25 protein-coding genes are annotated in these 23451 nt (G+C 66.0%); 10 read left to right on the plus strand and 15 right to left on the minus strand.

The window, feature by feature from the left end; translation table 11 throughout:
* The first annotated feature begins 279 nt into the window (after window positions 1–279).
* From U5768_RS20175 to U5768_RS20190, 4 genes are all read left to right on the plus strand, one after another.
* Entirely contained in the window at window positions 280–870 is a 591-nt protein-coding gene (locus tag U5768_RS20175) for a DUF2760 domain-containing protein (RefSeq protein WP_322032169.1), read from the plus strand.
* Window positions 867–2711 (plus strand): Hsp70 family protein, encoded by a 1845-nt coding sequence (locus tag U5768_RS20180; RefSeq protein WP_322032170.1) that lies wholly within the window; start codon window positions 867–869, stop codon window positions 2709–2711. The genes U5768_RS20175 and U5768_RS20180 overlap by 4 nt, the downstream gene beginning before the upstream one ends.
* 29 nt (window positions 2712–2740) lie before the next feature.
* On the plus strand, window positions 2741–5545 hold the full coding sequence (locus U5768_RS20185; protein WP_322032262.1) for an Hsp70 family protein: 2805 nt from the start codon (window positions 2741–2743) through the stop codon (window positions 5543–5545).
* Between the two features lie 96 nt (window positions 5546–5641).
* Window positions 5642–6352: a YceH family protein gene (locus U5768_RS20190; RefSeq protein ID WP_322032171.1), complete on the plus strand. Its 711-nt coding sequence runs from the start codon at window positions 5642–5644 to the stop codon at window positions 6350–6352.
* Between the two features lie 45 nt (window positions 6353–6397).
* On the opposite strand, the gene U5768_RS20195 is transcribed toward U5768_RS20190, so the two are convergent.
* The 3 genes from U5768_RS20195 to U5768_RS20205 form a co-directional block, all read right to left on the minus strand.
* Window positions 6398–7252, minus strand: coding sequence for an alpha/beta hydrolase (locus U5768_RS20195; RefSeq protein ID WP_322032172.1), 855 nt, complete (start codon window positions 7250–7252; stop codon window positions 6398–6400).
* A 122-nt stretch (window positions 7253–7374) separates the two neighbouring features.
* Window positions 7375–7761, minus strand: a complete 387-nt coding sequence (locus U5768_RS20200) for an SgcJ/EcaC family oxidoreductase (RefSeq protein ID WP_322032173.1) — start codon at window positions 7759–7761, stop codon at window positions 7375–7377.
* On the minus strand, window positions 7751–8815 hold the full coding sequence (locus U5768_RS20205; protein WP_322032174.1) for a D-cysteine desulfhydrase family protein: 1065 nt from the start codon (window positions 8813–8815) through the stop codon (window positions 7751–7753). Before U5768_RS20205 ends, U5768_RS20200 begins: the two co-directional genes overlap by 11 nt.
* 213 nt (window positions 8816–9028) lie before the next feature.
* Between U5768_RS20205 and U5768_RS20210 the strand changes: the two genes are divergently transcribed.
* The 3 genes from U5768_RS20210 (at window position 9029) to ubiM (ending at window position 11159) form a co-directional block, all read left to right on the plus strand.
* Window positions 9029–9238 carry a hypothetical protein gene (locus U5768_RS20210; RefSeq protein ID WP_322032175.1) on the plus strand — a complete coding sequence of 70 codons (210 nt, stop codon included), beginning with the start codon at window positions 9029–9031 and terminating at the stop codon, window positions 9236–9238.
* Window positions 9239–9489: 251 nt separating this feature from the next.
* Window positions 9490–9939: a hemerythrin domain-containing protein gene (locus U5768_RS20215; protein ID WP_322032176.1), complete on the plus strand. Its 450-nt coding sequence runs from the start codon at window positions 9490–9492 to the stop codon at window positions 9937–9939.
* The gene (ubiM, locus tag U5768_RS20220; RefSeq protein WP_322032177.1) at window positions 9831–11159 is read left to right on the plus strand and encodes a 5-demethoxyubiquinol-8 5-hydroxylase UbiM; all 1329 of its coding nucleotides are present in this window, start codon (window positions 9831–9833) and stop codon (window positions 11157–11159) included. Before U5768_RS20215 ends, ubiM begins: the two co-directional genes overlap by 109 nt.
* A gap of 2 nt (window positions 11160–11161) precedes the next feature.
* Here ubiM and U5768_RS20225 read toward each other — a convergent pair whose 3' ends face one another.
* The 5 genes from U5768_RS20225 to flhC form a co-directional block, all read right to left on the minus strand.
* Window positions 11162–12409, minus strand: a complete 1248-nt coding sequence (locus tag U5768_RS20225) for a glycosyltransferase (RefSeq protein WP_322032178.1) — start codon at window positions 12407–12409, stop codon at window positions 11162–11164.
* Window positions 12406–13101, minus strand: a complete 696-nt coding sequence (locus tag U5768_RS20230; RefSeq protein WP_322032179.1) for a helix-turn-helix domain-containing protein — start codon at window positions 13099–13101, stop codon at window positions 12406–12408. Before U5768_RS20230 ends, U5768_RS20225 begins: the two co-directional genes overlap by 4 nt.
* Before the next feature lie 104 nt (window positions 13102–13205).
* Window positions 13206–14159, minus strand: coding sequence for a hypothetical protein (locus U5768_RS20235; RefSeq protein ID WP_322032180.1), 954 nt, complete (start codon window positions 14157–14159; stop codon window positions 13206–13208).
* Window positions 14160–14320: 161 nt separating this feature from the next.
* Window positions 14321–14665, minus strand: a complete 345-nt coding sequence (locus U5768_RS20240; RefSeq protein ID WP_322032181.1) for a hypothetical protein — start codon at window positions 14663–14665, stop codon at window positions 14321–14323.
* 89 nt (window positions 14666–14754) lie between these two features.
* Window positions 14755–15384 (minus strand): flagellar transcriptional regulator FlhC, encoded by a 630-nt coding sequence (gene flhC, locus U5768_RS20245; protein ID WP_322032182.1) that lies wholly within the window; start codon window positions 15382–15384, stop codon window positions 14755–14757.
* 409 nt (window positions 15385–15793) lie between these two features.
* Between flhC and U5768_RS20250 the strand changes: the two genes are divergently transcribed.
* On the plus strand, window positions 15794–16663 hold the full coding sequence (locus U5768_RS20250) for a tyrosine-protein phosphatase (protein WP_322032183.1): 870 nt from the start codon (window positions 15794–15796) through the stop codon (window positions 16661–16663).
* Between the two features lie 41 nt (window positions 16664–16704).
* On the opposite strand, the gene U5768_RS20255 is transcribed toward U5768_RS20250, so the two are convergent.
* The 3 genes from U5768_RS20255 to U5768_RS20265 all read right to left on the minus strand — a co-directional run bounded on the left by U5768_RS20255 (window position 16705) and on the right by U5768_RS20265 (window position 19616).
* Window positions 16705–17994 (minus strand): ATP-binding protein, encoded by a 1290-nt coding sequence (locus tag U5768_RS20255; protein WP_322032184.1) that lies wholly within the window; start codon window positions 17992–17994, stop codon window positions 16705–16707.
* Between the two features lie 4 nt (window positions 17995–17998).
* Window positions 17999–18736 carry a response regulator gene (locus U5768_RS20260; RefSeq protein WP_322032185.1) on the minus strand — a complete coding sequence of 246 codons (738 nt, stop codon included), beginning with the start codon at window positions 18734–18736 and terminating at the stop codon, window positions 17999–18001.
* Between the two features lie 79 nt (window positions 18737–18815).
* Window positions 18816–19616 (minus strand): hypothetical protein, encoded by an 801-nt coding sequence (locus tag U5768_RS20265; protein WP_322032186.1) that lies wholly within the window; start codon window positions 19614–19616, stop codon window positions 18816–18818.
* Between the two features lie 367 nt (window positions 19617–19983).
* Between U5768_RS20265 and U5768_RS20270 the strand changes: the two genes are divergently transcribed.
* On the plus strand, window positions 19984–20568 hold the full coding sequence (locus U5768_RS20270; protein WP_322032187.1) for a hypothetical protein: 585 nt from the start codon (window positions 19984–19986) through the stop codon (window positions 20566–20568).
* Between the two features lie 85 nt (window positions 20569–20653).
* The gene (locus U5768_RS20275) at window positions 20654–21394 is read left to right on the plus strand and encodes a response regulator (RefSeq protein ID WP_322032188.1); all 741 of its coding nucleotides are present in this window, start codon (window positions 20654–20656) and stop codon (window positions 21392–21394) included.
* A 32-nt stretch (window positions 21395–21426) separates the two neighbouring features.
* Here the strand turns inward: U5768_RS20275 and U5768_RS20280 are convergent, their stop codons facing one another.
* The 4 genes from U5768_RS20280 to U5768_RS20295 form a co-directional block, all read right to left on the minus strand.
* Entirely contained in the window at window positions 21427–22086 is a 660-nt protein-coding gene (locus U5768_RS20280; protein ID WP_415913949.1) for a flagellar basal body L-ring protein FlgH, read from the minus strand.
* Between the two features lie 104 nt (window positions 22087–22190).
* On the minus strand, window positions 22191–22946 hold the full coding sequence (locus tag U5768_RS20285; protein WP_322032189.1) for a hypothetical protein: 756 nt from the start codon (window positions 22944–22946) through the stop codon (window positions 22191–22193).
* Between the two features lie 14 nt (window positions 22947–22960).
* The gene (locus U5768_RS20290; protein WP_415913943.1) at window positions 22961–23188 is read right to left on the minus strand and encodes a DUF6726 family protein; all 228 of its coding nucleotides are present in this window, start codon (window positions 23186–23188) and stop codon (window positions 22961–22963) included.
* Window positions 23185–23370 (minus strand): hypothetical protein, encoded by a 186-nt coding sequence (locus U5768_RS20295; protein ID WP_322032190.1) that lies wholly within the window; start codon window positions 23368–23370, stop codon window positions 23185–23187. The genes U5768_RS20290 and U5768_RS20295 overlap by 4 nt, the downstream gene beginning before the upstream one ends.
* Window positions 23371–23451 lie beyond the last annotated feature (81 nt).

Here is a 23451-nt window from a genome sequence, read left to right on the forward strand (position 1 = left end):
GCTGAGCACTGAGCGCCGACGTCCAACGCCCCATCCGCGCGCCCGGACCGCCGCGCGCAACGCTTCGCGCGCCGCGGCGGGCACGCCATTCCCCCGCCAAATCCCGCTTTTCGACCGGCTTGGGCCCGCGACAAGGCAAAATACGGGTTTTGAGCCCGCGCCGGGCTCGAGTTTCCCCTGCCGGCCGCCTCCTTCCAGGCATCGATCGGGCCTCGTTGCGAGCCCGGCAGGTCGGCTCGCCTTGCCGGCGAGCCCTCAAGCGATATTGGAGTCGTCTACATGCCCGAATCGAATCTGTCTTTCTTCGGCCGCCTTTCGGTCGCGCTGGGGTCGTTCTTCGCGATCCTCGGCGACGGCGAACTTGCCGCCAACGTGCGCCGTCTGCGTGACGGCGGGCTCGCGCCCGCTGCCGCCGCGCCCGCGCCCGCCGCGGCGCCGGTCGCGAAGCCCGCACCCGCGCCTGCACCCGCTCCCAGCGTCATCAAGGAAGCCACGCCCGACGCCGCGCTCCAGTTGCTCGGCCTGCTCCAGCGCAACGCGCGCTTCGTCGATTTCGTCGAGGAAGACATCGCCGGGTATGCCGACGCGGACATCGGCGCCGCCGCCCGCGTCGTCCACGAAGGCTGCCGCGCGACGCTGCGCGATCACTTCGCCATTCGCCCGGTGCGCAGCGAGTCCGAAGGCTCGCGCGTGACGCTGCCGGCCGGCTTCGACGCCGCCGCCGTGCGCCTAACCGGCAACGTGGTCGGCGAGGCGCCGTTCAGCGGCAGCCTCACGCATCGCGGCTGGCGCGTCGAGGAGGTGAAGCTGCCGCAGCTCGTCAAGACGCATGACGCGCGCATCATCGCGCCGGCGGAGGTGGAGCTGTGAGCGATCCGCGATATTCGATTGGCGTCGACCTCGGCACGACGCATTGCGCGCTGTCTTACGTCGACCTCACCGCCAGCGATGGCGAAAAGACCCAGCAGGGCGTGCTGAACGTGACCCAGCTCACGGCGCCGGGCACCCTGGAATCGCCGGATTTGCTGCCTTCGTTTCTCTATTTGCCGCATGCGGGCGAACTGACGCCGGGCGACCTCACGCTGCCGTGGATCGCCACGCGCGACTACGCCGTGGGCGAACTCGCGCGCAGCCGTGGCGCGGGCACGCCCATTCGCCTCGTTTCGAGCGCGAAGAGCTGGCTGTGCCACCCCGGCGTGGATCGCCGCGCGGCCATCCTCCCTAACGACGCCCCGCCCGAAGTCGAGCGCGTTTCGCCGCTCGAAAGCTCGGTGCGTTATCTCACGCACCTGCGCGAGGCGTGGGACCACGCACATCCCGAGGCGCCGTTCGGCGAGCAGGAAATCACCGTCACGATTCCCGCTTCGTTCGATCCCGCCGCGCGCGAACTGACGGCCGAGGCCGCGCAGGCGGCGGGCTACGCGAACATGACGCTGCTGGAAGAGCCGCAGGCCGCGCTCTATAGCTGGATCCAGAAAAGCGGCGGCGCGTGGCGCAAGGAAGTGAAGGTCGGCGACATCATCCTCGTGGTGGACGTGGGCGGCGGCACGACCGACCTTTCGCTGATCGCCGTGGTGGAGCGCGAAGGCAATCTCGAACTGCACCGCGTGGCCGTGGGCGAGCACATTCTGCTCGGCGGCGACAACATGGACCTCGCGCTCGCGCACGTGGTCGCGCGCAAGCTCGCGGCGCAGGGCACGCAAGCCGATCCGTGGCAGTTGCGCGCGCTGACCTACGCCTGCCGCTCGGCGAAGGAAGCGCTGCTCTCCGACGCCTCCGTCGAAACGGTGCCGATCGTCGTGCCGAGCCGCGGCTCAAAGCTGATCGGCGGGTCGATCCGCACGGAACTCACGCGCACCGAACTCACGCAGATCATTCTCGAAGGCTTTTTCCCGCAAGCGGACGCTGCCGCGCGCCCGGCCGTGCGCACGCGCGTGGGTCTCACGCAGTTGGGTCTGCCTTACGCGCAGGATGCGGGCGTGACGCGCCATCTCGCTGCCTTCCTCGGCCGCCAGGTGCAGGCGCTCGCGGAACTCGAAGGCTTTGGCGCGCCGCCCGAAGGCGCGACTTTCCTGCATCCCACGGCGGTGCTCTTCAACGGCGGCGTGTTCAAGTCGGCGCTGCTCTCGCAACGCGTGCTCGACATTCTCAACGGCTGGCTCGCGGCGGAGGGCGCTGCGGGCGCGCGGCTGCTTGGTGGCGCGGATCTCGACCTCGCGGTGGCGCGCGGCGCGGCCTACTACGGCTACGTGAAGCGCGGCAAGGGCGTGCGCATTCGCGGCGGCACGGCGCGCGCGTACTATGTGGCGGTCGAATCGGCCATGCCGGCCGTGCCGGGACTCGAGCCGCCGGTTTCGGCGCTCTGCGTCGCGCCGTTCGGCATGGAAGAGGGCACCGAAGCGGCGCTGCCGCCGCAGGAGTTCGGCCTCGTGGTGGGCGAGCCCGTGCACTTCCGTTTCTTCGGATCTTCGGTGCGGCGTCAGGATCAGGTCGGCACGATGCTCGACTACTGGTCGCCTGAGGAACTGCAGGAGCTGGAGGAAATCCAGGCCACGCTGCCGACCGAAGGCCGCACGCCCGGCGAAGTCGTGCCCGTGAAGCTGCACGCGCGCGTGACGGAAGCGGGCACGCTCGAACTCGAAGCCATGCCGAGCGGCACGAACGAGCGCTGGAAGGTCGAGTTCGACGTGCGCGGCGCGGCGACCGCTTGAGCCCGGTATTGAGTCCGGTATTGAGCCAGATGAAGCAATACGTCGTCGGCATCGACCTGGGGACGAGCAACACCGTCGTGGCGTACGTGGAGGCCGGCGGCGACGCCATCCGCGTATTCGACGTCGAGCAGCTCACCGGCCTCGGCGAAGTGGGCGCGCAAACGATGCTGCCTTCCGCGCGTTATCACCCGGCGGCAGGCGAGCTTGCGGCGGGCGATCTGCGTTTGCCGTGGAGCGCGCCTTCGGCGGGTTCGCGAGGCGACGCCGCCGTTATCGGACGCCTCGCGCGCACGCTCGGCGCGCAGGTGCCGGGGCGGCTCGTGGCGAGCGCCAAGAGCTGGCTCTCGCACGCCGCGGTGGACCGGCTCGCGCCGATCCTGCCGTGGGGCGCGCCCGACGACGTCGCCAAAGTTTCGCCGGTGGCCGCGAGCGCGAGCTATCTCGCGCACGTGCGCGCCGCGTGGAACCATCGCTTCCCGCATGCGCCGCTCGAAGATCAGGACGTGGTGCTCACCGTGCCCGCCTCGTTCGACGACGGCGCGCGCGCCCTCACGCTCGAAGCGGCGCGACTCGCAAAGCTGCCCGCGCTGCGCCTGCTCGAAGAACCGCAGGCTGCGTTCTACGACTGGCTCCATCACCATCGCGCGACGCTCGACGCCGAGCTTGGCGCGTCGCGCCTCGTGCTCGTGTGCGACGTGGGCGGCGGCACGACCGACCTCACGCTCATCAAGGTGCAGTTCGAGAACGGCGAGCCGCAGCTCACGCGCATCGGCGTGGGCAATCATCTGATGCTGGGCGGCGACAACATGGACCTCGCGCTCGCGCATCTGGCCGAGAGCCGCCTTGCGGGCGCGCAAACGCGCTTGAGCGCGGCGAGCCTTTCGCAGCTTGTCGAACGCTGCCGCGTCGCGAAGGAGCAATTGCTCGACGCGAGCGCGCCCGAATCGGTGCCCATTACGCTGCTGGGCGCGGGTGCGCGTCTCGTGGGCGGCGCGCGCACCACGCAGCTTGGCCGCGACGAAGTCGCCCAGATCGTGCTCGACGGCTTCTTTCCGATGGGCGCTGCCGGCGACCTGCCGCGCCGCTCGCGCGCGGCAATCGTCGAGTTCGGCTTGCCCTATGCCGCCGATCCGGCCATCACGCGCCATATCGCGGCGTTCCTGCAGCGCTTCGCCGCGCAGTCGCGGGAGGCGTTGGGTTCCTCGGATGCCGCCGCCGAACCGCACGCCCCGCTGCCCGTGCCCGACGCGCTGCTGCTCAACGGCGGCGTGTTCCGCGCACGCTCGCTGGCGCAGCGTCTGGCCGGTACGCTCGGCACGTGGCGCGGCGAACCGCTCAACGTGCTGCAAAACGATCAACCGGACGTGGCCGTCGCACGCGGCGCGGTTGCGTACGCACTCGCACGCGCAGGCCACGCGCCGCGCATCGGCGGCGGCTCGCCGCGCAGCTACTTTCTCGTGCTCGACGAAGGCGCGCTCGCCGACGCCGCACCGCGTGGCGTGTGCGTCCTGCCGCGCGGTACGGAAGAAGGCCGCGAACTGCATCTGGACGACCGCACGTTCGCGTTGCAACTCGGCCAGCCGGTGCAGTTTCACCTCGCGTCCACAGTGGCCGACACCGCGTGGCAACCCGGCGAACTGGCCGACCTGACGGCGGGCGACTTCGTGCGCCTGCCGCCGCTCGCGACCGTGGTGCCCGCGGGCGGCGACGCGAAGACGGCGCGCGAGCGCCCCGTCAAACTCACGACCGCGCTGACCGAAGTCGGCACGCTGGAGATGCACTGCATCGCCACCGACGACGCTTCGCAGCGCTGGCTGCTCGAATTCGCGCTGCGCCGCGCCGAGCACGAGGGCGATGCCGCCGCAGTGAGCGGCGAGTCGCGCCACGCGGGGCTCGACGACGCCATCGAGGCGATCGAACGCGTGTTCGGCGCGCGCTCCGTCAAGGTCGACGCGAAGGAAGTCAAGCGTCTGCGCGCGCATCTCGAAGAGCGGCTCGGAGCGCGCCAGAACTGGGACGGCCCGCTCCTGCGCGAGCTGTTCGGCGCGCTGTGGGAGCGTGCGGGCAAGCGCCGGCGTTCCGCCGATCACGAACGCCTGTGGCTGAACCTCGCGGGCTTCAGCCTGCGGCCGGGCTTCGGCTATCCGCTCGACGAATGGCGCGTCGAACAACTCTGGACGCTCTTCGACGACGGCATCCAGTTCGTGGGCGAAGGCCAGGTGTGGTCCGAGTGGTGGACGCTCTGGCGGCGCGCGGCGGGCGGCTTGAACGAAGCGCAGCAAAACGAGGTGCTCGACGCGATGACGTACCTCGAAGAAGCGGCCGGCTCGAAGCGCCACAAGCTGCCCTTCGATCCGGCGAAGCTCGCCCATGCGGACATGATCCGGCTCTATGCCTCGCTCGAACAGATCGCGGCCGCGCGCAAGATCGAGATCGGCGAGCGGTTGTTGCAGCGGCTCCGGAAGCCTTCGGAGAATCACCAGACGTGGTGGGCCGTGGGCCGCATCGGCGCGCGCCAGCCCTTTTACGGCAGCGCGCACACTGTGGTGCCGCCGGAAACGGCAGCCCAATGGCTCGAAGCGATCCTCGCGCTCGACTGGAAAAAGATCGAACCGGCGATGTTCGCCGCCGCGCAGATCGCGCGCATGACAGGCGACCGCTCGCGCGACCTGCCGCCCGAATTGCGCGAGACCGTGGTGCGCCGCATGGAGTCGGCGAACGCGCCGCCCACGTGGGTGACGATGGTGCGCGAAGTCGTCTCGCTCGACACGGCGGACACGGGCCGGGTGTTCGGCGAAGCGCTGCCGGCGGGGCTGAAGCTCATCGCGGGCTAGTTCGCGGCCGGGGTCCGTCCGGCTTCTGCGCGAAGCCCGGCGCGCGTATGATCGAACGCCTGATTCCAACCTGAACCACAGCGGATTGATCTGCCCATGAATTCTCCTGCCGATGCTTCCTCGCCGCGCGCCTTGCGCGCGCTCTCGCCGACCGAGGCGCGTATCGTCGGCGTGCTGGTCGAAAAGCAGCACACGGTGCCCGACACCTATCCGCTCTCGCTCAATGCGCTCACGCTCGGCTGCAACCAGAAAACGGCGCGCACGCCCGTCATGAACATGAGCGAAGCCGAGGTGCTCGCCGCCATCGAAGACCTCAAGCTGCTGAGTCTCGTGTTCGAGGGCAGCAGCAGCCGCGTGCCGCGCTTCGAGCACAACCTGAACCGCGTGCTCGGCGTGCCGAGCCAGGCCGTCGCGCTCCTGACCGTGCTGCTGCTGCGCGGCGCGCAGACGGCGGCGGAATTGCGCCTGAACTCGGCGCGTCTGCATGGGTTCGCGGATGTGTCGTCGGTGGAAGGCTTCCTGGAGGAACTGGCCGAGCGCGAGCCGCCGCTCGTCGTGAAACTGCCGCGCGCGCCGGGCGAGCGCGAAAGCCGCTGGATGCATCTGCTGTGCGGCGAGGTGAACACGGCGAGTTTCGTGGCTGAGGGGACTCCCGCGCCCGGCGCCCGCGAAGAAGCCGGCGAGAGCGTTTCGCTGGCTGACTTCGAGGAGGTGCGCGCCGGGCAGCAGCGTCTTGCCGAAGAAGTCGCGCGCTTGCAGGCGCTCGTCGCGCGCATGGCTGCCGAACTGGGGATGTCGCTCGACTGAGCGCCGTCGCTCTGGCTGGGTGCCGGCGCGGGGGCCGGCCACGACTTAGCCTTGCGTGATGAAGGTGTGAACGTGCGTGTTGAAGAGGTCGGGGTGCGTGCCGTTCATGCCGTGCGTGGCGCCCTTGATCGTGACGCGCCGCGCGAACTCGATCCACTCGTCGAGCGCTTCGACGTTATTGCGGAACATGAGCGGGCTGCGCTGGCCGTCGATGAGCAGCGTGCGGCACTTGATTTCGCCGGCGGCGCGCGGCGCGTAGGGCGGCAGCGGGTCCTGCAACTGCTTGGGCAGCGTCGTGGCGTTGGCGACGGCCATCTGGCGAAACGCCGCCGGACTTTTCTTCCACGCGCCCGGCACGCTCACGGAATCGACGAACAATTCAAGGCCCGCTTCGATTTCGCCCGCGTGAATCAGGTCGGCGGCGCGCGTGCGCAGCGCGTTGGTGGCGGGGGGCAGCGCGGCGTCGTCGTTGTCCACGCGCGAGAGCGGACCGCCCGGGTCGGCCAGCACGAGTGTGCGCACGAGACGCGGGTAGCGTCGCGCGAGGTGCCACGCCACGCAGCCGCCGCGCGAATGACCCACGAGGTGCACCGATTCGAGACCGAGCGCGGCGATGAAATCGGCCAGCTCGGTAACGTGGCTTTCCCAGCCGAAATCGCCCTGAATGCAGGCGTCCGCCGCGGGCCAGTAATGGCTCAGGCTCGGCGCGATGCAGCGGAAATGGTCCGAAAGGCCATCGAGTTGCGGCATCCAGTAGCGGTAGTCGCAGAGCGATCCGTGGACGAACAGCAGCGGTTCGCCCTCGCCCCGCTCGAGAAACGGCAGGGCAATGCCCGAGTGCAACGTGGCGTACGACAGGTCGGGCGCGGCAAGTAGGGAAGGATCGATTCGTTGGTTCAAGGAGTGGCTCCAAGCGTATGGCGTCACTTTGCCGCAAGCGCACGATTAAGGGAAACTCAATAAACTGAAGGAATCGATAAGCTTTTCTGATTGGAGGAGGGCGTTGCCGGATGGCGCCGGATTTACGGCTTCGGCGCTACCAGATTGGCGTCGCGCGCGAGGAGCCAGCGGCCGCTCGCGTCCTTGCGCACCAGCGTAAGCGTGTAGCCTGCGCGCCGCATGGGCTCGGCCGCGCCTGGCGGCGTGATGGAGATGTCGATGCGATTGCGCAGAAAGGCCCACTCGCCCAGCACCTGAAGTTCCACGATCTCGGCCGTGCCCGCTATACGCATGCCTTGCTGCGCGCGGGAAGCCGCGGCGAATTCGGCTTTGCCGAACGGCTCCTGGCCGGGCACGGTGAATATCACGTCGTCCGTCATCAGGCTCAGCACTTTGGCCGTATCGCCGGCGCGGCTGGCTTCCATCCACATCTGGACCAACTCGCGGATGGCGCGTTCGTCATCGGTCATCGTGATCTCCCTCGAAAGCACTGCGATAAGCGAATAGTCCCGGCAAGCCGCCGGTCATGACAAAGAGGACGTTCTCGCCGCGTGCGAAGCGCCCGGAACGCGCGGCTTGCACGAGGCCCGCGAACGCCTTGCCGCTATACACGGGGTCGAGCAGCAGGCCTTCTTTCGAAGCCACGAGGCGCACCGCCTCGCGCATCGCGTCGGTCGGGACGCCGTAGCCTTCGCCGAGCTGGGTTTCGTCGATAGCGATCGAGCGGCCTTCGATGCGCCGCGCCGGATCGATCAGTGCGAGCGTCTTGCCGGCTTTCTCGAACGTTGCGGCGTGCGCCGGTTCGGCCTTCGCGAGGACGGTGTACGCGAGCACGAGACCCGGGTCGATGCCGAGCGCCGCAAACCCGGCGGCGAGCCCCGCGTGCATGCCGCCGCTGCCGTTGGGCACAATGATGCGCGCGAAGCTCAATCCTTGCGCGTGGGATTGCGTCATGATTTCGGCGGCGCAGGCGGCGTAGCCCAGACAGCCCACCGGGCTCGATCCGCCCAGCGGGCAGACGTAGACCTTGCGGCCCTGCGCGCGCAACGCGTCGGCGCGCGCGAGCGCGAACGCCAGCGCATCGGCGGTGCCGGGCAGATCGTGCACGCGTGCGCCGAACAGGTCGTCGAGCAGGATGTTGCCGTTCTCCAGATACTCGAAGTCGTCGCGCGGCACGGCCCGCGTTAGCACGAGTTCGCACTGCATACCCGCTTGCGCGGCCGCGGCTGCCGTCAAACGCGCATGGTTCGACTGGCGCGCGCCGACTGTGACGATGGTGTCCGCGCCCTCGGCCAGCGCTTCGCCCACCAGGAATTCCAGCTTGCGCAGTTTGTTGCCGCCGCCGCCCAGACCAGTCAGGTCGTCGCGCTTGACGTAGACATTCACGCCTCCGAGTGCCTGGCTCAGGCGCGGCAATGGCTGGATCGGCGTGGGTCCTTCGAGCAACGTGCGGCACGGATGTTGCGAAAGGTCGAGCCGGTACGGGGAGGCGGAATGCGTCGCGGCATTCGTTACGGAAGTCATCGCTGTCTCGGAGTTTGGGATGGCGGCATTCGCGGTGCCGGGCGTCGAATCATAAACAGAGTCGTGCATCGATGTGATTGCGCTAATGATGCATGGCGCCTCAGGGTTCTCACGTCCACGTAATTCCGTATTGCGTCGCAGCAAGGAGGTTTTTAGACTGGTTTTTATCCAGACAATCGTCCGAGACGATATTCCCACTACGGGAGGCTTTACATGAATATTTTTCAATCGCCGAGCCAACCATCGAGTCCGAGGCTGCACGTATTCGAACAGGAGGGCGGCTGGCACTGGGGTATCACCATCGAGCGTTCGGCAGGCGGCGGGTTCAAGGTTATCGCGTACAGCGAAAGGACGTTCCACGCCGAAAACGAAGCCCAATCCGACGGCGACCGCGCCCTCGTCAATCTCGCCGAACTGGTTTGAGCCGCGCGCCGCGCGGCTTCGTGTTTTCGCGTCTGCGGCATTTCTCTTTTCGTCATTTCAGGTTTGCGGCCCGCGTTCCCGCGTTGCGCCGGCCTTGACGTTTCCTTTCGTTTGATCGCTTTGCCTGCAAGCGGGTGGATCGCGCCGGCCGCGTCCATCGGCCTCAGTCACCCATCGTGCGACGTTTGCTGAAAATCAGCGTGTAAATCCATGCGCGCCGGTATCTTGAAGGTTTGTCCGAACCTTCCTTCATGACCTCATCCGCGCCGCGCCCGTCGTCCACTCTCGCGCCCGATCTCCATCTGGGCGAACCCATGACCGATACGATGCATGCCGAATTCGTCGCGCTGCTCGACGCGCTCGCGCGCGCCGCCGACGCAACGTGGCTCGACGCGTTCGACGCCTGGGTGGCGCATACGAAGCAGCATTTCGCGCAGGAAGAAACGTGGATGGAGGAAATGCGCTTGGGTCCGCGCCATTGCCATGCGAGCCAGCATCGGCATGTGCTGAACGTTGCGGGCGAAGTGCGCAGGCAGGTTGCCGAAGAAGGGCGCTTCGCCAAGGGGCGGCAACTGGTGGGCGAACTGCGCGAATGGTTCGCGTGGCACGTGAAATCGATGGATGCGGTGCTGGTCGAAGCGCTGCGCGAACGCGGCATTGTGCAGGTCGATCAGGCCGCTCACGTTGCCCCGGTTGTTTAAGTCATCTTCAGATCGTTCGATTCATGCAAGCAGATATCGTGATTGTGGGCGCCGGACCGGCGGGGCTTTGCCTCGCGCGTGCGCTCAGTGGTGCGGGCCTCAAGATCGTCGTGGTCGAGCAGCAGTGTCTCGCCGACATCAGCGAGCCGCAGTTCGACGGGCGCGAAATTGCGCTGACCCAGAAGTCGGTGCGCGTGATGCGCAAGCTCGGGCTTTGGGATCTCATCGAGCCGCATGCGCGCGCCCCGCTGCGCAGCGCGAAGGTATTCAATGGCCCCGCGCCGGGCGCGCTCGAGATCGGGCACGAACTGAGCGGCCATACGGAACTGGGCTGGCTCGTTTCCAATCACCTGATTCGCAAGGCGGCCTATGAGGCCCTGCTGCAAAGCACGGCAACGCACGCCGACGTGACGCTGCTCGCGGCGCAAAAGGTGAGCGGCGTGAAAGCCGGCGAGGACGTGGCGAGCGTGACGCTGGAGAGCGGCGAGACGCTTCAGGCGAAGCTGGTCGTCGCGGCGGACAGCCGCTTCTCGGCCACGCGCAAGATGATGGGCATTGCCGCCAACATGCACGATTTCGGCAAGGCCATGCTGGTGTGCCGCATGACGCACGCTGCGCCGCACGAGCACGCCGCGTGGGAATGGTTCGACTACGGCCAAACGCTAGCGTTGCTCCCCATGAACGCGGAGCGTTCGACGAACGCGCATCAGTCGTCGGTCGTTCTCACGCTGGCGGTGGGCCAGATCGACGAGATCGCCGCGCTCGATCCCGAGGCGTTCGCGCGGCATATCGAGCAACGTTTCATGCGCAGGCTCGGCGCGATGAAGCTGTCGAGCACAAGGCACGTTTATCCGCTCGTTGCGGTTTATCCGGAGCGCTTCGTCGGCCAGCGCTTCGCGGCCGTGGGGGATGCCGCGGTCGGCATGCATCCGGTCACCGCGCATGGCTTCAATTTCGGGCTGCTTGGCGTGGAAAACTTAGGCAACCGAATTATCGATGCAAAAACGAGGGGCCTCGACATCGGGGCTCTCCCGCTCCTGCAACGCTATGAAGCCGAGCATCGCCGCGCGACCCGGCCGCTTTATCTCGCGACCCGCTTCATCACCGACGTCTATACGAACAATACCGCGCCCGCGAAACTCGCGCGCGACTTCCTGCTGCGCGCCGCATCAAGGTTCATGCCGTTCAGGAAGGCGATTGCGGCTTCGCTGACGGGCTAGCGTCAGGCTCCCTCGCGCACGCCGGCCGCCACGATGCGCTCCAGGATGGCTACGGCGTTCGCCACGCCGTTTTCCGCGCGCATTGTTTCGCCTAGCGCGCGGGCGCGGCTTCGAACCGTATCGCTGGCGGCAAAGTCGAGTGCGCTCGCGAACGCTTTGGCGCACGGTTTCCGTCCGTCCACCGCCATCGGCGCGACGCCCGCCTCGCGCAGGCGCTCGGCCCAGAAGAACTGGTCGCCCGCGAACGGCGTCACGATGGAAGGCACGCCCGCACGTGTTGCGGAGTGCGAAGTACCCGACCCGCCGTGATGGATGACGGCGGCGGTGCGCGGGAGCAGCCAGTCGTGCGGCGTGTCGCCGACGACGAAGAAATTTTCGGGAAGCGTCCGCGGATCGATGCCGCTCCAGCCCGGATAGAAGAGCGCCCGCCGGCCCTGCATGGCTTCGATCAGGGCGGCCAGTAACCGCGCATTGTCGAAGCCCGTCATGCTGCCAAAGCCGATGTAGACGGGCGCTTCGCCCGCAGCGAGGAAGCGCGCCAAACCGGGCGGCGGCGTCCATGCAGGGTTCGGCGCGAGCCATTGTCCGCATAGATGCGCGTTGGCGGGCCAGTCGGCGGGCGCGGGCAGCAGGGCTGGCGAGACACCATAAACCATCGGATGGTCCTTCCATACCGCCTTGCGCGGCGGCAGGCCGAACGTGGCGCGCGCGGCGTTGGTCCTGTCGCGGAACGCCTTCCAGAGCATGGCGTTCACGAGGCTGTGGCTCGCGCGGTTGAACACGCGCGGCACCCATCTGGGCGGCAAGAACGCGGAAGGGAAGGCCGCTGTTGGGGTGAGCGGGATCATGCCCGAGCCGATGCCTGTTGCGCCGAGATACTCCGCCGCCGAAAGTCCCACGAACGCCGCGAGCCCCGCGACCAGAATCGCATCGCAACCTTCGCCTGCCTCGACGATGGTGCGCATCCACGATTGCGCGTTTTCGTTGGCGATTTTCGCGAGCGCGCGCGCGGTCTCGTTGAAGCCGCCGCCTTTCTGGACGACGCCGGCGATGGCATGGTCCGGACGCAGCATGCCGCGAATGTCGCCGGCTAGCGCCGTAGCCGGCACGCCGAGCGCGTGGGCGCTGCCAAGCGTGGCGGCGTCGGCGAGCAGTTGCGCCTCGTGGCCAGCGTCCATCAGACCGCGGCACAGCGCGGCGAAGGGGCGCGCGTCGCCCTCGGTGCCATACGTCGCGATGAGTAGCTTCATGTGATCTTTTTCCTCGCTTTCGGCGCTGCGCCCGGTAGTGCTTTCCGGGCTGCTTTTGGAGCGGACTGCGCGGGATGGGCCGCGCCGCGCAGAAACAGATCGACCGCTGCGGCGAACTCCTTGCGCAGCTTCAGGCGCGGTTCGGCGAGCCAGCGCAGCATGGCGCCGAGGTAGAGGTGGTGGAACGAGAGCGCGAGCCGCGCCGGGTCGAGATCGTCGCGCAGTTCGCCCTGCTTCTGTGCGCGCCGCACGAGCCACGCAAACGTATCGGCGATATCGCTCAGTTGCTCGCTGTCGTGCGACGGCGAAGGCGTGGCGCCGATGCCGGCAAAGCGAAAGCGCAGATAAGGCGCGAGGTAGTCCGGATGCGCCTCGCACCAGCCTGCGGAATGATCGAGCACGAGCCGCGCACCGGCGGCGAAGCCCGGCGTGCTTTCGAGCCTGGCATGCAGCGCCGCGAGATTTTCTCCCAGTTCGAGGTGCAGCCAATGGGCTAGCACCGCCTCTTTCACCGCGAAGTGGTTGTAGAGCGTGCCCTTGGCGACGTCCGCAGCGGCCGCGATCTGCTCCATGGTCACCGCTTCGTAACCGTGAGCTTCAAACAGCGCGGCGGCGGTGCGCGCGAGATGCTCCAGGGTTTGCAGGCGTTTGCGTTCGCGGCGGCCTGGCGAAGCGGGCGTGGATGGAGTCATGCTGAGGAAATATTGAACGACGTTCAATATTATTCAACGTTCACCAATCGCGCGCAAGCGTTGCCCGACCGGAAGCGGTCGGCAATAGGGCTCATTGCGAAGAATCAGTGATGCCAGAAGAGGGGATCCTGCTTGGGGCGCGTGTCGCCTGCCTGCGCATATTGGCCTTCCCATGGCCACGTCCAGCCGTTGCGCTTTCCCGCGCCCGGCCGGTGCTCGGCGCTGGCGAGCGCGAGCAGATGCCTCGCCTCGCGGCTCGATGCGTCCACGTTCACGGCATGGCCCGCGTCTTGCCGGGCACAAGCCCATTGGCGTGCGTGCGCGCATTGCCGTGCCTGGCCGATCAGCGCGTCGCGCTGGTGCTCGCGTGCGACGAGGTCGGCTTGCATCTGCCGCGCATCGGCGTTGGCGGGTTCTGCGGCGAGCGCATTCGCGAGCGCCCTGCGCGCGGGCCAGAGGTTGTTCCTCTCAAGGTTGGCGCGCGCGTTGGCCAGGTTTCGCGCGACGTCGGGATGCGCGGCGGCATAGCGCGGCGCGGCGGGTGCATTCTGCTGGGCGATGCTGCGCTGAGCGGACTTCCCACGCGGCGGCGCGGCCGTTTGGCGGCTGGTTTGCGTGGCGAGCGCGCCCTGCATGTCCTTCGAGCCGCTCACGGACCCCACTATCACCTGTGCGCCGAGTCTTGGCGCCCAACCGCTGCGATGCAGGAACGTATAACCGGTGAATGCGATCGCGAGCGCGCCAAGGGCCGCCCATGCATAGCGCGACAGCCGCGAGCGCTCGACAATGTGTTCCTCGTCGATCGAAGGATATTCGCCGTTGTAGACGCGCTTGCCGACCAGATTGCCCGGGATCGCGCCGAGGTTCGCACGCAGGCGTTCGGCAACCTTGTGTGCGCGTTCGTCCGGCGCGCGCTCGCTCTCCCCCGCGATGCGGGAGGCAGCGGCGAGTTGATTCGCTCCGCATTGAGGGCACAGTGCGAGCGGTGCGTTGAACGTGGTCCCGCAGTAGGGGCACTCCGACGGGCCGGAATCGTCGTGACCAGGGGCGTTGAGCATGGGAGGAGCGCGCTTCGCTTCAATTGACGAATTGCCGCAAAGTGAGTGCGCGATTGGCGCACTTCATCGAATATGGGCCACTTCGCAGCGAAGATCAATCGGCGGATTCCGCCAGGTTGGCGGATACGAACAGGCGGATATTGCGCCTCGAATCGCGCCGCTTAGACGAACAGGGAAATAACGCCGCCCAGCGTAATGCCCGCTGCGATCCAGCGCCCGAGCGTATAGGTGCGGTTCGGGTCGGCGGGCGCGTCGGGGCGCTCAAGCCCCAGTGCGCCATAGACGAGCGACTTCACGGGCTGCGCGCTGGGCGGCGTGGATGCCGCGTCGGTCTCGTCGCTCGCCGTATTGTCGGTCGATGCGGCCGCATAGCCTTGCGGCGAAATCTGCACGGCGTCGTTCTGCGATGCGGGCGGCGCGATTGCCTGGCCGGATGCCGCGCCCGCGCCGGGTGAGTTCGTGTTGGTGCTGCTGCTGGCGAACTGTGTCGCCGCCCCGATTTGCATGGCCGACTCCTTTCGACTTTCTCGCCGCGCTTTACAGACCGATGCACGGCGCGATGAAGATGTGACTCGAAGAACGTTCTAATTGCCGTTTAAACGGAAACGGGTGCGGCGAGCCGCACGCGGTTCGCGGAACGCTTGGGGTCGAGGGCACGCGTGACTTCAGCGAGCGTTGCAGTGTCCGCTTCCGTATCGCGGGGCATGCGTGCGGCGCGCGTCATGCCGGCGCGCGCGGGCGGAACGCAAATGCAACACGCAATGGGCTTATGCGCATCGCGTATGTGGCGCACGAAGCGGCCAGAACAGACGGTGCAAGTCGAAAGCGTGAGCAGCCCGCCTTCGAAAAAGCGCAGCAGCGTCCATGCGCGCGTGAAGCTCAGCACGCGTTCGGTTTCGGCGCTCTCGCAGTGTTCCATGTAGAGGCGGTACGCGCGCGTGAGTGCGTCGAGCCGACTGCATTTCGCCCTGTCGGCAAGAAACAGGTAAATGTTGTAGAAGAGCGACGCGTGAATGTTCGGCAGCCACGTGAAATACCAGTCCGCCGAAAACGGCAACATTCCCTTGGGCGGCGAAGCGTTCTTGAGTTCCCGGTAAAGCCTGATCAAACGATTGCGCGAAAGCGTCAGTTCTTTTTCGAGCACAGGCATGCGTGCGCCGAGTTGGATCAGCTCGATTGCGCGCAGTACTTCACGCGCTTCTTCGGTCACATTGCCTTTGTACATGACGTGGTACTCCCAGAGGCAGCCGGCGACTGCCACGATGATCAAGCGAATGCCTGAATTCACGGGCGATTATAAAAGCGCGACCAGGAGCGTCAAGAATAATATTTGGAAAGGAATGGCGGGTTCTATAAAGAAAAACTCACTGGATGCGCATTACCACTGAAATTCGATGCTGTGTGTAAACGGAAAGTTCTGGTAATAAACCTGGCGAAAAATGTACTGCGAATCGCGAAAAATTATTACGGCGTTTTGCACTTTACCTATTCAGACTTATCTGCCGGTAAACTGCGCCCTTTTCGAACGCCTGTGACATGCGACGTTTCGCGTTCCCTGCACAATCCGCCAACCGATGAATTTGCCTTTCTCTGCCTGCTCCTCTTCGTTCGCACGGGCGCGTAAGCGCTTGCCTGTGGCCGCGACCGGCAATCTCAGCCTCTGCGATGGCGCCGCGCTCGCCAACCCGCCGCGCCGCGCACTGCTCAAAGGCACCATGAGCCTGCTGGCGCTGAGCGGTTGCGCGAGCACATTGTTGAGTGCGTGTGGCGGCGATTACACGGGAAGCGATGGCACGCAGGATGCCTCGTCGCCCGTTATCGGTTCGGTCGCGAACTTCCGCGATCTGGGCGGCGCCGCGCCCGGCTATTCGACGAGCGATGGCGCACATGTGCGCCGCGCTTTCATCTTCCGCTCGGACGTGCTCAAACCGGATGCCGCCGACTCGGCGAAACTTGAGCGCATGGCGCTGTCCAACGTCTACGATCTGCGAACGCCTGCGGAAATCGACGCCGCGCCCGACATGCCTGGCGCGGCCAGTTTTCTCGCGCTCAATGTGCTGGGTACGCCCGAGCCGCCGTCGTTCGCGGGCATGCTCGCCAGCGAACTCGATGCGGCGATGCAGACGCATTGGCGCACACTCGTGACAGGCCGCACGCAATGCGCGATTTACGGCGCGCTGTTGCAACACATTGCCGATGCGCCGGGGCCGCTGCTGATTACGGGCGGCACCGGCGTGGATGTGGCGGGTTGGGCGTGCGCGCTGTTGCTGCTGATCGCAAACGTGCCGCTAGAAATCATCGTGAAGGATTTCATGCTGACGGACGCGTGGCGCCCGGCGAGCGTCGATTCGGTTACCGCAGCGTCGCCCGTGCAGGCCAGCTATCTGCAGGCCGCGTTCGACGCGGTGCAAGAGAGCTACGGCGACCTCAATCGCTATCTCGGCGTGGGGCTGGGTCTCGCGTCGGAAACAGTGAGTCGTCTGCGCGGGCGGCTCGTGGTTTGAGCGGCGCGCGCAAACGAAGAAATCGACGGGCAATATACGGCTTATGCAGTGGCCCTGGCATCGGCGGGTAGCGCGATACGCACGCGCAGTCCACCTTCGGGGTGATTCGACAAATCGCAGCGGCCGCCCTGATTGCGCGTGAGGCGCGTCACGATCGCGAGCCCGAGTCCGCAATGGCCTTCTCCGCCGCGCGCTTCGTCAAGGCGTACGAACGGTTTGAGCGCAGCGGCCACGCGCCCTGGGGGAATGCCCGGGCCATGATCGCGGACTTCGACGATCCACTGCGCGCCCTCGCGGCGCGTGGCGATTTCCACGGGCGGCACGCCGTGTTCGAGTGCGTTGTCGACGAGATTCGACACGAGCCTGTCGAGCAGCGTGCGCGGCAGCCGGAACGCCGGGCCCGCGCGCAGATCGAGTCTGAAGAGTGCGTCGTCATCGTCGCCGGCATCGGAAAAGAATTGCTCGCGCAGCAGCGCATCGACTTCAACCGCGGGCCCCGATTCGGGCCGCTGCCGCGCGAATTCCAGAAACTGCTGGACGATATCGTTCAGCGAATCGACCTCGCGTATGAGCTGCTCGCGCTCGCGCTCCGAACCCATCATGCTCGCACGCAGCTTCAGGCGCGTGAGAGGCGACTTCAGATCGTGCGCGACACCGGCGAGCATCACGGCCTGATCGTCGTCGGCTTCGTTGAGCTGCTTCATCATGCCGTTGAACGAGCCGATCAGTTCGCGCAATTCGCGCGGCCCATGCTGTTTGACGGGCGCCGGACGATGGCCCGTGCCGAACGCGCGTGCCGCTTGAGCCACGAGCGAAAGCGGCCGCTGCATTTGCCACATGGCGAGCAGCGCGAGAAGCAGCGAGAGAGCGAGCATCGAGCCGAACAGCGGGAGCAGATCGCGCGGCGGCGGCAGATCGACGGGCGCGACGATCCACGTGGGCTGGCCCGCGAAACGCACCCATAGCGCTTCGCGATGGCGCAGGTCGGCGAGAATCTCGGTGCCGGGCGGCAGGTCGCGCAAGAGCTGCTTGCGCAAGTCGGCGAGCGGCTCGCGCTTCGGCACTTCGAGGCGCACGTCGGCGGGCATGTTCCAGGTGGGCACGAGATGCACGCGCAAGGCAGGCGCGAGGTCCATTTCGTTGGGCGGCGCGCTGGCCGCCGCGCTCGTCGTGGCATGCAACATGAGCAGCAGACCTCGTTCGAAGCCCTCCACCTCGTGGCGGCGCGGCTGCGGCGCGAACACGATGAACCAGCACGCCTGAATGGCGAACAGCAGCAGCGCGGACATCAGCGCCATGCGCCCGAACAGCGTATTCAACGGATTGTTCATGCAATTACGCGTTCGTGCCGTGGGCGCTGTCTTCCGTGGAGCCGTTTTGCGGCACGAACACATATCCTTTGCCGCGCACGGTCTGCACGTAGCGCGGTTGCGCGGGATCGTCCTCGATCACGCGGCGCAAACGCCAGACCGGCACGTCGAGACTGCGTTCGTGAAAGTCGAAGCCTTCGGCGTGCAGCAGATCGTGAAGCAACCCGCGCGAAAGCACGCGATACGGATGCTCCGTGAAAATCTTCAGGATAACGAACTCACAGTTCCGGAAGGGCACACGCTTGCCGTCGCGTTCGAGCGTGCGGGCCGTGAAATCAAGCTCGAACGCGCCGAAGCGATAGCGTTCGCGGGCCTCGGCTGCGCCTGCGTGCGCGCTGCCGCGCCGGCGCAGCACGGCATGGATACGCAGCAGCAATTCCTCGGGATCGAAAGGCTTGGTAACGTAGTCGTCCGCGCCCAGCATGAGACCGGCGATGCGGTCGCCCGCTGCGCCGCGCGCGGACGCGAAGATCACCGGAATGTCGTCGCCTTGCGCGCGCAGCGCGGCGAGGGCGCGCAGGCCGTCGGTGCGCGGCATCATGACGTCGAGCACGACGACCGATGGCCGCTCGCGTTTTAGCCGCGCGCCGAGATGCGTGCCGTCGTGAAGGACCGAGGCTTCGAAACCGTTGGCCCGCAGAAAGCCGGAGAGGAGATCGCGCACGACCGGATCGTCGTCGACGATGAGAACGTGTGGACTCATCGCCCTATTTTATTTGATATCGACAACGCTCAGAACAGCGCGCGAGCGCAGATTTCTTGCCGCAACTTACACGGCGACCTTACTTCCCGGCGACAGCGTCTGGCTCGTTGGACGCTTGCGCAGCGTGCGCGGGTTCCGTCGACGCAACGGATTCGCAGTCAAGCGCGCTCGCGCTGTGCGGTTTGCTCGCCGAGTCTGTCGTCGGGCCCGGCGCGTCGATAGATGCCACGCCTGCCGCTTTCGCGAATGCCGAGTTTGCGCTGGCCATTTGCGCAGTGGCGCGACGGACCTGCGCTTGCGCTTGCGCGAGTCGGGTCTGGCGAGCGTCAGCGGCCACGCCGCTCGGCATTTTTTTCAGGTGTAGCGGCGCGTGGATTTCGGCGGACGTGGTGGCTGTTGCGCGATCTTCCCTGGGCATCGGCGGAATGCCGCGCATTTCGAGCACGGCGTCCTGCGCGGAAGGGGCGAGTTGCTGGTCCACGACGCCTTCCTTCACGCGCCGCACGGCAGCCTGTTTGCCATGCTTGAGGTCGCCTTCGAGTTCGGCGATACGGCGGTCGTACCAATCTGTCACGCACGCCTTGTCCTTGCAGTTGTGCTGGCGCCATTGCCACTGGCTCACGCGGTCGGCTTCGAGCGCGGCCGTGTCGGTGGTTGCATCGAACGCGCTGCGATAAAGCGCGGCCAGTTTATCGTCGAGTGCGGAAAGCGTCGGGTCGTTGCACACGAGACGCTCGGAAGCGGACGCGTTGCGCGGGCAGTGAAAACTTGCGGCGTGTGCGAACGGCGTGCCAGCGAGCGACGCGAACAGCGCGAACGCAGCGGTGTTCAGGCCGCGCTTGAAGAAAGGAGCGCGGGGGATTTTCGATTCTCGGTTCATGGCGGCCATGATGATGAAAAAGCGGGAAGAGGAAAGGAGTGGCAGCCCAAGGCGCGGCAGTGAGAAGCGCGTGTGAACTGCAGTGAGCACGATAGCGCGGCGATGAATTCGCAATGCCTCGCTCAGCGGGGAGAATGCAGGAGAACTTACGAAACATTACATAGCGTGCCGCAACGCAGGCGTTTCATTCCTTACCGCACGAGAGAATTTTGAAGAGATGGAAAGTGGCGTTCAACATTGACCGGTTTCCCGGCCTTCGGGCGGGTCGCCTCGCACCGATCATGCGTGGTGTGTCCTGCGGCGACTGTGTCGTGTTCCGCGCAGCCCATCAACGCATCGGGTACCCGCTCCCATGCCACATGAAATCGTGTCATACGTCAGTCGTGCGAGCGCGCGCACGGCGAAATTCGGCGCGCTATGCGCCGCGGCGCTTGCGCTCAACGGTTGCGCGTGGACGCTCATCACCGCGGCCGATGCGACCGGCTCCGTGATTCAGGCTGGTTACGCGGTCGCGTCGAATTATTCCTCGCCTAAATTCGTGACGGGGCGCCCTGTGAATCTCAGTTCGATCTGCATCGAGAACAATCCCATGGTCACGTCGGGCGACTTCGTGCCGTCGCTGCAACTCGTGCTCGCGCAGCGCGGCGTGACTTCGGATGTCTACGGCGCGGGAACCGAGCCGGTGAGTTGCGAAGGACGTCTCGTGTATAACGCATCGATCGAGTTCGGCAAGCCGACCTTCAGCGACGAAAGCCGTGCCTATCTTTCGACGATCAATCTCACGATCTTCCTGCACAACCATATTGCCGTTACCGCGCGCTACGAAGTCCGCGGTCTCGGCACCGACCGCTATGCGAGTGCGGCGGTAAAGCTCAAGGGACTGGTGGACAGCATGGTGGTCGACCAGACGCCGTTGGACAATCCGTTCCAGTCCGCGTCGAGCGGCCAGTAAGCCGTGCGCCCCGCGTGACGCGCGGGAAAGGCTAGGTAAGGCCGGGGGCCTGTACCGGCTCGTTCGCGTCCCTTACGATTTACGTATGGCAAATAATATCTTTCTCGTCGACGACGATGCTGTCGTGCGCGACGTCACGGCCGAATATCTTCAGATGCGCGGCTTTACCGTCACGACGCTGCCCTCCGTGCGCGCGATGCAGGAGCGGCTTCGCTCCGAGCGGCCGCAGGTCGTGGTGCTCGACATCATGATGCCGGAAGTGGATGGCATCAGCGCGCTGCGCGCGTTGCGTGAAAGCGGCGACGATCTGCCCGTCATCATGCTCACCGCGCGCAACGAGGTCATCGACCGCGTGCTGGGCCTCGAATTCGGCGCCGACGACTACGTGGGCAAACCGTTCGATCCGGGCGAGCTGGCGGCGCGCATTCGTTCTGTCATGCGACGGCGCAGTATTTCCAATCTCACGGGTGCGCCGGAGAGCCGCGAATCGTTTCGCTTCGGTCCGTTCGAACTCGATTTCCGTTCGCGCGAGTTGTACCGCGATGAAGTCCGCATGCCGCTGCGTTCGAGTGAGTTCGCATTCCTCAAGCTGTTTGTCAATCATGCAATGACGATTCTTTCGCGCGAGCGCATTATCGAAATCGTGTATGGGGAGGCGGGGCGTTACCGGAACCGTAGTCTCGATGTCGCGATTTGGCGTTTGCGGCGGTTGATTGAAACCGATCCTTCCGAGCCCCGGTATCTGCAAACGGTTTGGGGGCACGGGTATGTGTTCGTGCCGGATGGAGAGACGGGGTTTGCCGACCGCTTCGGGAATTCCGGATGATTAGCCGGGAAGAAGTCGAAAAGATCGCAAATTCAAAACGTAAGCACACTAAGAAACATTCGTTGCAACCACCCGACGGTCGTCGCATCGTTGAGTAACCCGCGTCCGACCTGCTCGATTCGAGCATTGGCGATTTTGCCCGACTCGACGTAGTTATCGGCTTCCACGTCGTTAGGATTGACGATTCCGGAAAGCCGCAGCCGTTGATGTTCGCCGCTCATCGCAATGATCTTCTCGCCCGAGACCACCAGATTGCCCGTAGGCGTCTTGCTGATCACCGTGACGGCGAGCGTGCCGGTCATGCCGCTCGAAAGCGTGTGGCTCCCGCTGCCATTGAACGAGGTCGAAGCCGAGCCGATATTAAAGAGGCGCGCGAGCCGTGCCGCCGCGCTGGTCGACTGGTCGGCGGCCGTGGCTGTGATGTTGCTGTCGCGCTTCGCGGCGGCGCTTGCGATGTCGTTGCCGCTATAGGTTTCGGAAAGCCGGATCGTGAGCACGTCGCCGATTCGCTGCGCACGTGGTGTTTCGTAGAGCGAAATGGCGGTGCCAGACTGATAGATCGCGCCGCTCGTGTTGACGTTCAGTAGCGGTTCCGCGAGCGGCGGCGTCATGGGCGTATTGACGATCGACTCCGGCGTCGCGCAGCCAGCCAGCGCTGCGGCAAGTGCTGCGAACAACGACACATATGCCAGGCGTTTCAATCGAGTTTTGCGGAATGCGCTGAAAATTAAGGATTCCGGGTTAATAAATGGCATGGCGGGGATGCGAGTATGAATCATCGGATGGCGTGCCCGGTTCAGCCTTCGTCGAACTGGCTGAGCTTGAGTGTCTTGTCGCTGCCTTTGGCGCGCAGCGTGGCGGGCTTGAGCAGATACGTGAGCGTCGCGCGGTGGCTGTCGGGAAGGAGGCAGATGGTGATCGTGCTCGACGCGTTCTCCCACACGAGCAGCGGCAGCGTGGGCGCGCCGGTCACGCGCGGCGCGCCATAGCGGGAGGCGAGCAGATCGCGCAAGTCGAAGGCTGTTGTCGAATCCACGACGAATGACATTTCGTAGAGACGCAGCGGATCGCCAGCCGAGGCGTGCGCGAAGCGCAGGATATGATCCACCGCCGGTACGCCGTCCACCACTGCGCGCGAGGGTGTCCAGCCTCGCGCCGTGTGGTATGCCCACCGGCAAGCGACCGTGAGGCTCGCGTAGCTCTTGACCATCATGCCGATGTCGCTGGCCGCAATATCGGTTTCACATAGCAGTTCGCTTTCGTGCGGCGTTGCACGCACCATGTCCGTTTGCCGCAACGCGCTCAGCGCCGCGCCGAGCGGAATGCCGCGAAACGCAAATGGCGAATCGCCGGGCGCCGTCATGCGCGAGCGATGGGACGACGCAGCCGCTGGCCGGCGCTTTTTTACGGGCGGCGCCGGAGGCGAGGAGGCTTTCGGTGCGGCGTACATTTGTACATGCCCTTCAAAACGCGTGTCCGCATGCGCGGGCGAGAGCGGCGCGGCCACGTAGGCTGCGCTCAAAGCGAATGCGATCAAGGGCGTCGGTTTCATCGGCTGGATCTCGGTCAGTCGACGGCCGCCGCGCACGCATCGAACGGCACCGCTGCCGGGTGGCCGACCAGCGGCACGATCTTCAGCGTGGCCGAGGCGACCCGGCACGGAAAGGCCGCCACGGCACAGCTTTCGAGCGGCAGCGCGAGGCACGCCAGCGCAATCGCCGACGCGGCGCGCACGACATGCGTTGAGAAGCTTGCGCGTTGCGCCGGGGTTTCCCGCAACCGCGACGGGGTCATGCCGAGGTGTTGATGTTGTGGCCGAGCGGCCCGACCGGCGTGGCCGGATGCACCGTTTCCTGCTGCGGAAAAGGATTGGCTGCGGCGCTTCCCGTGCTGGCGTTTTTGGTGCTGCGGCTTTCGGCCGACGACGTCAACGAAGACGTGTGCGCAATACTGCTCGAACCGATAGGGCTCGTCATGATGGGCCTCCTTGGCGCAATGGAACAAAAAGAAGGAGCGCGCCGGGGGAGGGAAGCGCGCCCCGCCTTTCGCCGATCGGG

This window comes from Paraburkholderia sp. J76 (genome assembly GCF_905220295.1).
In the GTDB taxonomy this organism is placed as follows: Bacteria; Pseudomonadota; Gammaproteobacteria; order Burkholderiales; family Burkholderiaceae; genus Paraburkholderia.

Excerpts from the sequence above, each read along its gene's own strand:
- U5768_RS20175 (WP_322032169.1), top strand. The coding sequence starts at position 280 with ATGCCCGAATCGAATCTGTCTTTCTTCGGCCGCCTTTCGGTCGCGCTG.
- U5768_RS20185 (WP_322032262.1), top strand. The coding sequence starts at position 2,741 with ATGAAGCAATACGTCGTCGGCATCGACCTGGGGACGAGCAACACCGTC.
- U5768_RS20235 (WP_322032180.1), bottom strand. The coding sequence starts at position 14,159 with ATGCTCAACGCCCCTGGTCACGACGATTCCGGCCCGTCGGAGTGCCCC.
- U5768_RS20205 (WP_322032174.1), bottom strand. The coding sequence starts at position 8,815 with ATGACTTCCGTAACGAATGCCGCGACGCATTCCGCCTCCCCGTACCGG.
- U5768_RS20190 (WP_322032171.1), top strand. The coding sequence starts at position 5,642 with ATGAATTCTCCTGCCGATGCTTCCTCGCCGCGCGCCTTGCGCGCGCTC.
- U5768_RS20225 (WP_322032178.1), bottom strand. The coding sequence starts at position 12,409 with ATGAAGCTACTCATCGCGACGTATGGCACCGAGGGCGACGCGCGCCCC.
- U5768_RS20255 (WP_322032184.1), bottom strand. The coding sequence starts at position 17,994 with ATGAACAATCCGTTGAATACGCTGTTCGGGCGCATGGCGCTGATGTCC.
- U5768_RS20290 (WP_415913943.1), bottom strand. The coding sequence starts at position 23,188 with ATGACCCCGTCGCGGTTGCGGGAAACCCCGGCGCAACGCGCAAGCTTC.
- U5768_RS20265 (WP_322032186.1), bottom strand. The coding sequence starts at position 19,616 with ATGAACCGAGAATCGAAAATCCCCCGCGCTCCTTTCTTCAAGCGCGGC.
- U5768_RS20230 (WP_322032179.1), bottom strand. The coding sequence starts at position 13,101 with ATGACTCCATCCACGCCCGCTTCGCCAGGCCGCCGCGAACGCAAACGC.
- U5768_RS20275 (WP_322032188.1), top strand. The coding sequence starts at position 20,654 with ATGGCAAATAATATCTTTCTCGTCGACGACGATGCTGTCGTGCGCGAC.
- U5768_RS20240 (WP_322032181.1), bottom strand. The coding sequence starts at position 14,665 with ATGCAAATCGGGGCGGCGACACAGTTCGCCAGCAGCAGCACCAACACG.
- U5768_RS20200 (WP_322032173.1), bottom strand. The coding sequence starts at position 7,761 with ATGACCGATGACGAACGCGCCATCCGCGAGTTGGTCCAGATGTGGATG.
- U5768_RS20260 (WP_322032185.1), bottom strand. The coding sequence starts at position 18,736 with ATGAGTCCACACGTTCTCATCGTCGACGACGATCCGGTCGTGCGCGAT.
- U5768_RS20285 (WP_322032189.1), bottom strand. The coding sequence starts at position 22,946 with ATGAAACCGACGCCCTTGATCGCATTCGCTTTGAGCGCAGCCTACGTG.
- U5768_RS20295 (WP_322032190.1), bottom strand. The coding sequence starts at position 23,370 with ATGACGAGCCCTATCGGTTCGAGCAGTATTGCGCACACGTCTTCGTTG.
- U5768_RS20210 (WP_322032175.1), top strand. The coding sequence starts at position 9,029 with ATGAATATTTTTCAATCGCCGAGCCAACCATCGAGTCCGAGGCTGCAC.
- U5768_RS20215 (WP_322032176.1), top strand. The coding sequence starts at position 9,490 with ATGACCTCATCCGCGCCGCGCCCGTCGTCCACTCTCGCGCCCGATCTC.
- flhC (WP_322032182.1), bottom strand. The coding sequence starts at position 15,384 with ATGTACAAAGGCAATGTGACCGAAGAAGCGCGTGAAGTACTGCGCGCA.
- ubiM (WP_322032177.1), top strand. The coding sequence starts at position 9,831 with ATGGTTCGCGTGGCACGTGAAATCGATGGATGCGGTGCTGGTCGAAGC.